Raw genomic sequence first — 8837 nt, 5'->3', positions numbered from 1 at the left:
ATGGGTATTTCTGGATAGGTTATTCAGGTAGATTTCTTTCTGACTATCTGAGATATCCGCCTCGGTGATCCAATTGCTGCATTCCTGTGCAGTGCTTGTCACTTTGGTCTTGGTTGCCTGACTACTCGCATACGCTGCCTGCATTTCGTAGCTTGATGACCCCATGTTCTTTCACCTGCTCCCTTTTCCAACTTATGTATTTAAACTAAAAATACATATTAAATAACTATAAGAAAATTTATTCATCCATAAAAAGATACACTGAATAAACCCCAATAACAATAAGATGTTATTATTGGACTTTTTCACTATTCAGTGTTTTACACAATCCTCAACTCTAAAAATATGATTTATTTTAGTAACATGCTTTTGTTAGCTATTGGCAACTTGATTAGTGAGTTCGTGCTTACTTATCAAGGCATTACTATCCAACGCCAATCAGATAGTAAAGTGCCTTTTTAATTTATATTTCAACTAAAATGTTACTATAAATTTAATTTAAAAGAAAAATCCTATCTTTTTTTATCCCCCTCAATACTTTGAATTAGTCCTATTTCTGCTAAAATTTCAAAATTTAAATTCCCCGTCCCTTTTACAACTATCAAATCCTCATTACTTTTTGCAATAGTTACAGTAGCTTTATAAAAATTTGCATGTGTTTCCATACTAAAACTTCTAATACCAAATAATTCTAAATTGATAACAGGTATATCATACTCTTTTATTTTCCACTTTGCAGGAACATTATCAACAATATCATCAAGTCTAAATGAAATTAGAATCCTATCACCACAATCATGAAGTCTTATTTCATAAATATCTACGTTATTTATCATAGGAATATTATTATATAATTTATCCAAAAATTCTGTCTTACTTATCAAGTCATACCACATTAAAAAATCCTCCTATTTGTTGAATGGATAGTGTTCTAGAGTTCCTTCAACTTTTCCAGTTCTAGTATTTTCTGAAGGTCTAACATTAAAATGCGGACCTTGACCTCCTTTTTCATGTCCAGCTCCATGGTCCTGAATAGTTATTTTCTTACCATCTGAATTTGTATAATTGTATTCTCTAGTGTTAATGATGTTTCCATCAGCATCTTTTATGACATGCCCACCTTCATATTCAGCCTGTCTCATTGGAGTACTGGTAACGGAATCAGGTTGTTGGGATTTAGGAATATTAGCATCTTTTTTAGCCTGATTTAAAGCACCATTTCTACCCGGTAAAGCATCATCAATGACATCATCCACAGCCCCACTGGCTTTCTTACCAGCACTTGCCGCTTCATCCCCATGCTTGCTGGCGCTTATCGCTAAGTCATCGCCATATCTGGCTGCATCATCAAGATAACTCGATGGGATACCTGCCAGCTCCAGCATTTCCTCACTATATTTCCCCAACATTTCCGAAAACTCATCCCCGTACTTTCGCATCAGGTCTGTAAAGTTATCTCCATATCTGCGCATCAGGTCCATAGCTTCATCTGTATATTTTCCCAGCTTCAACACATCCACTACTTTGCCAAACGGGACAAAATCCAGTGCTATCATAAACCCTGAAAACGCTCGTTCTCCTATAGTCAGTTTCCCGTAGGTATTAAAATTCCTCCCTGTAAAAAATTGGTACGCATCCGACAGGAAAAGCTCTGTCATCAAATCCATTGTCTGCAACATTATATCCGCACTGGAGCCCTGCCCATTTGTTTCTATGATTACACTGCCCTTTTCCCCCGCATGTTTACAGGTCAACATACACAGTTTATGCAATGCTCCTTCGTCCACAAACTTTGTCGCAACATCTCCATTATACCATTCATCTTCAAAATCTGGTTCACATGGGACTGGATCTGGTGCATCTTTTCCTTCGTTTTTTGCTTTTTTCTCCGCATCCTTTGTTTCTTGCAGGTACCAAATGTGCCGAGGACTGTTTCTGTATCCTTAATTGTTAATCCCGGCTTTCCTCCAACCTTTGGTCCACCCGATGAGGTGGAAACCAGCATGTCTCTTGTCATTCCTTTCATACAACTGACTTGAGCTCCTTCAACCACCTGCATGGATTCAACTGCACGACTGGACAGATGCAGACTGGTATCCTTGGACAGTTCATCTAATGATCGACTTGGCATACTGCCATGGGTATTTCTGGATAGGTTATTCAGGTAGATTTCTTTCTGACTATCTGAGATATCCGCCTCGGTGATCCAATTGCTGCATTCCTGTGCAGTGCTTGTCACTTTGGTCTTGGTTGCCTGACTGCTCGCATACGCTGCCTGCGTCTCGTAGCTTGACCCCATGTTCTTTCACCTGCTCCCTTTTTTCTACTTTAAAATCCAGACTAAAAACACACATTAAATAACTATAAGAAAATTTATTCGTTCATCTGTAGGCACACTGAATAAACCCCAATAACAATAAGATGTTATTATTGGACTTTTTCACTATTCAGTGTTTTACACAATCCTCAGCTCTAAAAATATGATTTATTTTAGTAACTTGCTTTTGTTTGCTATTGGCAACTTGATTAGTGAGTTCGTGCTTACTAGTCAAGGCTTTACTATCCGACTCCAATCAGATAGTAAAGTGCCTTTTTATTTCATTCATATTTGAATAATTTCTCAATATATGATAGTGCCTCTTTTACTCCCCCAAAAGCATATTTACTCTTAGAGAATATATTTCATCACTATCAATTTCAAAATCTCCTTGTGAAATAAGATTATCAAAATTATTTAAATCTGCTTTATAACATGAAAGATCATCTGACGATAAATCTTTTAAATCAATGTTCTTTATTTTTTCTACTCTATCAAAAATATAGTCTGGTATAAACTTTTGTTTTAAACTTAAAATAGCAAGATTTAAAAATACAGAAACATACTCTGACTCATCTTTTCTCATTGGAATTACTGATTCTTCAAAAGTAGCATCTATTGACTGTTTTTCTGTAAATTTTTGCTCATTTCTAAATTCTTCATAAATTTCTAATGTACAATCTTTGGCTTCAATATATTTTTTCCCGTCCATTTTTTCCTCCAATTTAATATTTAGTAAATATATTCAACGTTATATTTGGATATTTATGTCTAAATTCTAAGATAAGATTTGTACAACTTTGACATGTAGGTAATTCTGTATACAAATCTATAGTTCCTTTAGTGCTGAAATCAATTTTTGAAGCGATATCCTCCAAAATTTTAGCTTCTGTATCATTAAATCTTGGGAACCTGTCATCCACATATGATCTTAACGTTTTTTCGTCTTTAGTAAATGAAAAATCTGCCAAATCATACCCCTTACTTGAATCTCCATGAATTCCACTATGAGCTACATATTCATTTTTTAATCCATCTATTTGTACATCTGCAATTGCGACATTTCCATCCTCTCTCAAACGCTTATTTGGCATTTGCTCTCTTAAATTGTCGCCTCTTCTTTGGAAATCGTTAGCTTTCTCTGCTTTACTAGCCCCACTGGCTTTCTCTGGGCTGAAATATTCTTCTAAGTTTATGTGTTAGAACATTGGTTTATCAATATTCTAACACACATTTTCTAACTTGCTTGTTCTATTTGGATTTCTGGGAGTTCATAAGCAACTTTTTTCTTCATCATCACATAGATAATTCGAATGAGTTTTCGCATGATACAGATTAAGGCTTGTATTTTGGTTTTTCCTTCTGATATTTTCTTCTCGAAGTACGCTCGATACACTGGATTTCTTGCTTCGCCTTTGTTCGTGAGATAAATTTGTTGTATGGCTAAAAAGTACAGCGTAGAGTATAAGTTTCTATTCCCTTGAGACTTGTTCTGTACGTCTTTTCCTTTTCCTGCTGAACCAAAGTGTAAGGGGGCTACTCCTGCATAATTCGCTAATTTATGTGGACTAGAAAAACGATGTATATCACCTATATAAGCGACTAATGAACAGGCTGTTACGATATTCACACCCGGTATGGTTTCCAGCTGATAGCCCAATTGTCGATACATTTTCTTTTCAAGTTTCTCTATACTTGAAACCTCTCTTAAAATAAAGCGAATTTGTTGGGCAATACTTCGAACAAGGCAATCTCTTTCTTGTTGGTAGTCTAAAGGTGTCTGTTGTTCTTGTGCCACTAAATTAAGAATTTTTCTCGCTCGATTCGTTGAACAAATATTATGACTTGGAATTCGTAAAAATGCCCCTAGTTCTTCCTCTGACACGTGTTCTAAATGCTTGGGTGAGGGGAATCTTTCATAAAAAGCGAGTGAAGTCGCACAAGTTAATTCATGAAAAAACTGTTTGTAGTTTGGATAAGCAACTTGTAGTTGTTCATGAAATTGTCGTGTAAGACCTCCCAAACTTTTAACTAACGCATTTCTTCGGTTCACAATGTGGCGCATTGTCCAATAATAATCTTGTGGCGTTGCATCTGGTAAAAGGTGGGAACGTCTCATAAGGACAGCGCTAATACATTGGGCGTCCCAACTATCATTTTTCTTCGTACTAGCGTAGCTCATACGTTCCATAAAGGAAAGAGAGGGATTCACTTCTTTTACAGGATACCCTTTATCTAATAGAAAAATAGAAAGGTTTCTGCCGTAGTGGGTCACATCTTCCAGCCCAAAAATGGGGATTAGTTCGCCTTTTTGTTTCAATACATAATTTTCTAGTTTATGAAATCCTTGTGAGGTATTTGTGATCGTAATTTCACCTTGTTTTTCTTCTAGGTAATTCAGTAATACAGCAGTATGGGTTTCTTTGTGTATATCCATACCTATATACAAGTATTTGGTTCTATCCATAGTCCTCCAGTTCTATTCAATCAACAAGTGGCAATCTCGGTTTGAAGCCTCTACACACTCAAAATTGCGAGCAGTGGGCAAGAAAGCGTCAGCCTATCTCATTTCTTGAATTGGAGAATTTCTTAAATTATGGTATACTCAACTTGTCTAGGGTAGAGTTTTGAATCTAAGAAATTCGTTTCTTGTGTTTAAAATTCTGCTTTTTTTGTTTGTTCTTGAATCATTTTTACTAAGTCAACTCGATTGAGCATAGAGACATGGGTCACGAGTTTTTGGCTAAAGGAACGACTAAATAATGCTTGGGGTAATAGCTCTTCAACAGATTGAAGTCTGCCTAGAGCATTATTTTCTTCTAATAGTTTGAATCCTTTGAGAATCGCTAATATACCACCTGTTTCTAACCAGTTTTGTGTATCATATAAAGTTGTGAGTTCGTTGGTTGCTTTTAGTTTTAGCGGTTCAACACTTCCGATAAATCGTTCCCATGGTCGAAATAACTCACCTGTTTCAGTGTAGAAGGTCAGATTCTCTTTCAAAAATCCAAAGATTAGCTTGCCTAAGTCCTTTTGACTAAAAGCTATTTGTTTACACATTTGTGTGGCGTATTCGTCTCTTAATTGAATTTCTGTACGTTTCCAACTGTTTAAATTGTCCATAGGTAATTTTTTCTTTATGGCTTGTTCTTTGTCCTTGTCATAGAAACGAAAACGGACACGTGATTTTTGAGCCCCAATATACAAAGTTTTAGCACCGTCATTTAGTGAAAATTTACTGTCCGTATAACTATGGGTTTGGCTAATCGATTTATACAACTCATGTTCAGCTTTTTGATACAATTCTTTGATAGTGAAAAACGGCACTTCATTCTTATCATCAATCGCAACATCTATTCGTGTCATGCGAACAACTGAATCTGAATAAGAAAAACAGTTTCTAAAGAATAATTCCCATGTTTGGTGATTTCTTTCTAAGTGTTTCTCAAATTGTCGGCAACCTTCACCACTTAATGTGAGATAGCACTCTTGTTTATCTGGTTGTTGCTCGATACTGAAAAGAACTAATTGTCCGAATGTATAGCGAGTATCGTATTCTTTATATTGAATACCTCTGTAATCTTTTTCAAAGATTTCTATTGGTAATGCAAGATACTCTCTTATCACTGTATAGGCGTCTGTTCCTTCAAAGATAATCGTCAACCAGTCAATTAGTGCAGATAACTTTTTTCTACTTGTCTTCATTTTCTCACCTCCTTTCAAATTTGGCTGTTTCAATGCACTTTTCAAATCGCTGTAAGTATTGATAAATCAATGTTTCTATTCAAATTTTGGTAAATGTCAGGGCGGTGTTACTTTACGCCCTTCCAACGAGCTTCGCTCAGTTTGGTCGTTGGCACTTATGCTTGCGCTCCTGCCTTGGTGGCGTCGCGCGCATTGTACCACGACCAAACATAGACGTTTTTCAGTTTAATTAAACACAACTATATATTAAACTTAAGTTTTTTATTTGTCAAGAACAATTACACTGGAATTTAATTTTATTTATGTTAAGATTAATCTAATAAAATTAAAACTCAAATGAGGTGAGCACTTGTCCAATCATATCGGAAAAAATATTGTCGCTATTCGCAAAAAAAAGAATATTTCACAAAAAGAATTAGCCAAAACTATTGGTATTACTGCTCAAGGTCTATTGAAAATTGAAAAAGGTTTAGTTGACCCTAAAACTGAAACGCTAGAAAAAATCATGCAAGCTCTTGATATTTCAGCTAATGAACTTTACGGAAACGAAGAAACTAGCGATTTTCACATTCAGTTACCTTTCGCTAGAAACTTGAAACGGATAAGAACGGAAGAACAGCTTTCTCTTGATGAACTTGCTTTAAAAACAGGAATTTCTGTTACTCAATTATCTGGACTTGAAGAAGGTAGCCAACGACCTTCTCCGCAGTTACTAGAAAAAATAGCAGACGCACTTTCTGTTTCTAGTAATGAGCTAATGGAAAATGACCTTATCACAAAATCTATTATAGAGGTTGAATTAGAACAATTCCTCCAGTATAGCCAATATGTTATACAGTCTGCTCTTAAAACAAAAAATCAAGGCGAACACATCAACGTAGAGGAATACAACCCTGAAACAGGGACTCATTACACTAAAATACTTACGAATGATGAACAAGCTAAAAATATTCTATTGAAAGAATTTAACCGATTTAGCTTCAACGAGTTGTTAGAACTGTACAACTATTATTCTGCTAAACAGATTATGAAAAAATATACTCCACCAGCTGAATAACACTCTAATAAAAGTAAATGGTTCACTTCGTCGATTTCATCGCCATTGACTTTCATTAGTAGGCATGTGCTTTTGTCAGCGCCCGAGGAACTCACAAAATAGCTAATACTTTGGCTAGTTCTTCGGGCTTTTTCAGCATAACATGCCTACCGTTTGCTGTAACATTAAAACATGTTCTTCTAAATTCTTCTCTCTTCACCCTCAGAATCTAGCAAAATAGCATTCCAAGACCTCTAAACCTTTTTCTTGCTTCGTAATTCTAACAACTGCTTTTCCATTCTTTGCATGGTTTGACTAAAATCTAAGTAAAACAGCATAAAGACTTGTGAACAGGCATAGTATTTTCTAGCAATTTGTTGTTTGTTTACGTGTCTGTTTTCATCTTCGAAGAATTTTTCTAGAACAGGTAATACCTCTTGCCATGATTGAAGTTGTTCCCAACTGTCATATAAACTGTAAATGTCTTGATGACTAATTTCTTTGACTGGTTGCTTATTTTCTGTTTGAATCATTTTCTTCACTCCTTCAATTTTGATACACGAAAAAACGGTATCAGTGGTTACTCTCTCACTAATACCGTTTCAATAGTCTACAATTTAGCTGACTGTACACTTAATAAACATTCAAAAAGACTAGAAAAGTCCTTTGAATTTTTGTACAATAAATACAGCTAGCTTTTTGTTAGCTACTGGCAACTTGATTAGTGAATTCACGCTTACTAGTCAAGGCTTTACTATCCGACGCCAATCAGATAGTAGAGTGCCTTTTTTATTTAATTTCTTTTAATTGCATTTCTAATTTTTGTATATATTCATTAGTTCCGCTATTTAATTTTTTCAGTTCTGATAAATATTGTTCCCCTTTTAAAACCAGCTCTCTTTGAAAATCTAGAACTTTTACAGTTTTTTCCCACGTTCTATTTTTTTCCTCTAAATTTATATCTGTTTCAACTGAATGACTTCCCTCAGGTTTATCCGCATAGATTTCACTAATTTGAATATTTTCTTTATTAGCCATCATCTTTATCCATACCTCTGGTGTCTCTACATCACTAATATATACTACATTATTATTTTCAAGTAATATACACGCTTGAGCAAAGTTACTAAACCAATCATAAATATTCATAGATAATATATCTAATTCAACATCTTCTCTATACTCTCCGTATGTTTTATCACCCAAACAAAGCTGGAAATATCCATATTCTCCTTTTAATTCGTCATCATCTTCGATATAGGAAGTGAAAATTTTAAATTTAAATTTAATCATTATGTTGCCCCTTACTTTCTAAAATCATCTACTGTTAATTTATGACTTCCAAATGCTGTGTCCAAAACTCCATCATTCTTAATAACAATCGTAATTTTTTCTCCCGCTATCTCGTAGACATGTTTACCTGTTTTCCCTTGTGCTAACAAATCATTATATGCTATTTCAACGTACTTATTCATATCACTAGTAGACCATTCAGGATTGAAAAAACTGTTTTTTTCTAACTTTTGTGCCAATTGACTATCAGTTAGATAATCTGCTTGTTTTTTAAATGATTCATAATCATGTTTTGAAATGTGTTTCTTGATGTTCTTTCCTAAAGGATTTTTAATCTCAACTTCAGGGATCTTAGATCCACTGGCTTTCTTACCAGCACTTGCCGCTTCATCCCCATGTTTGCTGGCGCTTATCGCTAAGTCATCGCCATATCTGGCTGCATCATCAAGATAACTCGATGGGATACCTGCCAGCTCCAGCATTTCC

General features: G+C 35.1%; 11 protein-coding genes. 1 reads left to right on the top strand and 10 read right to left on the bottom strand.

The features are described 5' to 3' along the window. Nucleotides 1–512 precede the first annotated feature (512 nt). The 7 genes from IW492_RS17405 to IW492_RS17375 form a co-directional block, all read right to left on the bottom strand. Complete coding sequence (locus IW492_RS17405) at nt 513–896, bottom strand: Imm50 family immunity protein (protein ID WP_202069321.1); 384 nt, start codon at nt 894–896, stop codon at nt 513–515. Nucleotides 897–908: 12 nt separating this feature from the next. Continuing rightward, on the bottom strand, nt 909–1772 hold the full coding sequence (locus tag IW492_RS17400; RefSeq protein WP_202069319.1) for an HNH/endonuclease VII fold putative polymorphic toxin: 864 nt from the start codon (nt 1770–1772) through the stop codon (nt 909–911). Next, the gene (locus IW492_RS17395; protein WP_202069318.1) at nt 1751–2299 is read right to left on the bottom strand and encodes a hypothetical protein; all 549 of its coding nucleotides are present in this window, start codon (nt 2297–2299) and stop codon (nt 1751–1753) included. The genes IW492_RS17400 and IW492_RS17395 overlap by 22 nt, the downstream gene beginning before the upstream one ends. Before the next feature lie 343 nt (nt 2300–2642). After that, the gene (locus IW492_RS17390) at nt 2643–3029 is read right to left on the bottom strand and encodes a hypothetical protein (protein ID WP_202069317.1); all 387 of its coding nucleotides are present in this window, start codon (nt 3027–3029) and stop codon (nt 2643–2645) included. A gap of 13 nt (nt 3030–3042) precedes the next feature. Further along, nucleotides 3043–3411, bottom strand: coding sequence for a deaminase domain-containing protein (locus tag IW492_RS17385; protein WP_202069316.1), 369 nt, complete (start codon nt 3409–3411; stop codon nt 3043–3045). 143 nt (nt 3412–3554) lie between these two features. Beyond that, entirely contained in the window at nt 3555–4784 is a 1230-nt protein-coding gene (locus tag IW492_RS17380) for an IS110 family transposase (RefSeq protein ID WP_202069315.1), read from the bottom strand. Nucleotides 4785–4972: 188 nt separating this feature from the next. Continuing rightward, complete coding sequence (locus IW492_RS17375; protein ID WP_202069314.1) at nt 4973–6022, bottom strand: replication initiation factor domain-containing protein; 1050 nt, start codon at nt 6020–6022, stop codon at nt 4973–4975. 349 nt (nt 6023–6371) lie between these two features. Between IW492_RS17375 and IW492_RS17370 the strand changes: the two genes are divergently transcribed. Further along, entirely contained in the window at nt 6372–7079 is a 708-nt protein-coding gene (locus IW492_RS17370) for a helix-turn-helix domain-containing protein (RefSeq protein WP_202069313.1), read from the top strand. Nucleotides 7080–7312: 233 nt separating this feature from the next. Here IW492_RS17370 and IW492_RS17365 read toward each other — a convergent pair whose 3' ends face one another. The 3 genes from IW492_RS17365 to IW492_RS17355 all read right to left on the bottom strand — a co-directional run. Beyond that, entirely contained in the window at nt 7313–7591 is a 279-nt protein-coding gene (locus IW492_RS17365; RefSeq protein WP_202069312.1) for a hypothetical protein, read from the bottom strand. 256 nt (nt 7592–7847) lie between these two features. Continuing rightward, nucleotides 7848–8351 (bottom strand): hypothetical protein, encoded by a 504-nt coding sequence (locus tag IW492_RS17360; RefSeq protein WP_202069310.1) that lies wholly within the window; start codon nt 8349–8351, stop codon nt 7848–7850. 11 nt (nt 8352–8362) lie between these two features. Next, nucleotides 8363–8837 (bottom strand): hypothetical protein (locus IW492_RS17355; RefSeq protein WP_202069308.1); only part of this gene is annotated, 475 nt, incomplete at its 5' end.

This window comes from Enterococcus sp. BWB1-3 (assembly GCF_016745275.1).
Taxonomy (GTDB): domain Bacteria; phylum Bacillota; class Bacilli; order Lactobacillales; family Enterococcaceae; genus Enterococcus_L.
Note: the sequence above shows the minus strand (reverse complement) of the source record. Positions and strands in the feature narration are given on the sequence as shown.

Excerpts from the sequence above, each read along its gene's own strand:
- IW492_RS17385 (WP_202069316.1), bottom strand. The coding sequence starts at position 3,411 with ATGCCAAATAAGCGTTTGAGAGAGGATGGAAATGTCGCAATTGCAGAT.
- IW492_RS17360 (WP_202069310.1), bottom strand. The coding sequence starts at position 8,351 with ATGATTAAATTTAAATTTAAAATTTTCACTTCCTATATCGAAGATGAT.
- IW492_RS17405 (WP_202069321.1), bottom strand. The coding sequence starts at position 896 with ATGTGGTATGACTTGATAAGTAAGACAGAATTTTTGGATAAATTATAT.
- IW492_RS17365 (WP_202069312.1), bottom strand. The coding sequence starts at position 7,591 with ATGATTCAAACAGAAAATAAGCAACCAGTCAAAGAAATTAGTCATCAA.
- IW492_RS17375 (WP_202069314.1), bottom strand. The coding sequence starts at position 6,022 with ATGAAGACAAGTAGAAAAAAGTTATCTGCACTAATTGACTGGTTGACG.
- IW492_RS17390 (WP_202069317.1), bottom strand. The coding sequence starts at position 3,029 with ATGGACGGGAAAAAATATATTGAAGCCAAAGATTGTACATTAGAAATT.
- IW492_RS17395 (WP_202069318.1), bottom strand. The coding sequence starts at position 2,299 with ATGGGGTCAAGCTACGAGACGCAGGCAGCGTATGCGAGCAGTCAGGCA.
- IW492_RS17380 (WP_202069315.1), bottom strand. The coding sequence starts at position 4,784 with ATGGATAGAACCAAATACTTGTATATAGGTATGGATATACACAAAGAA.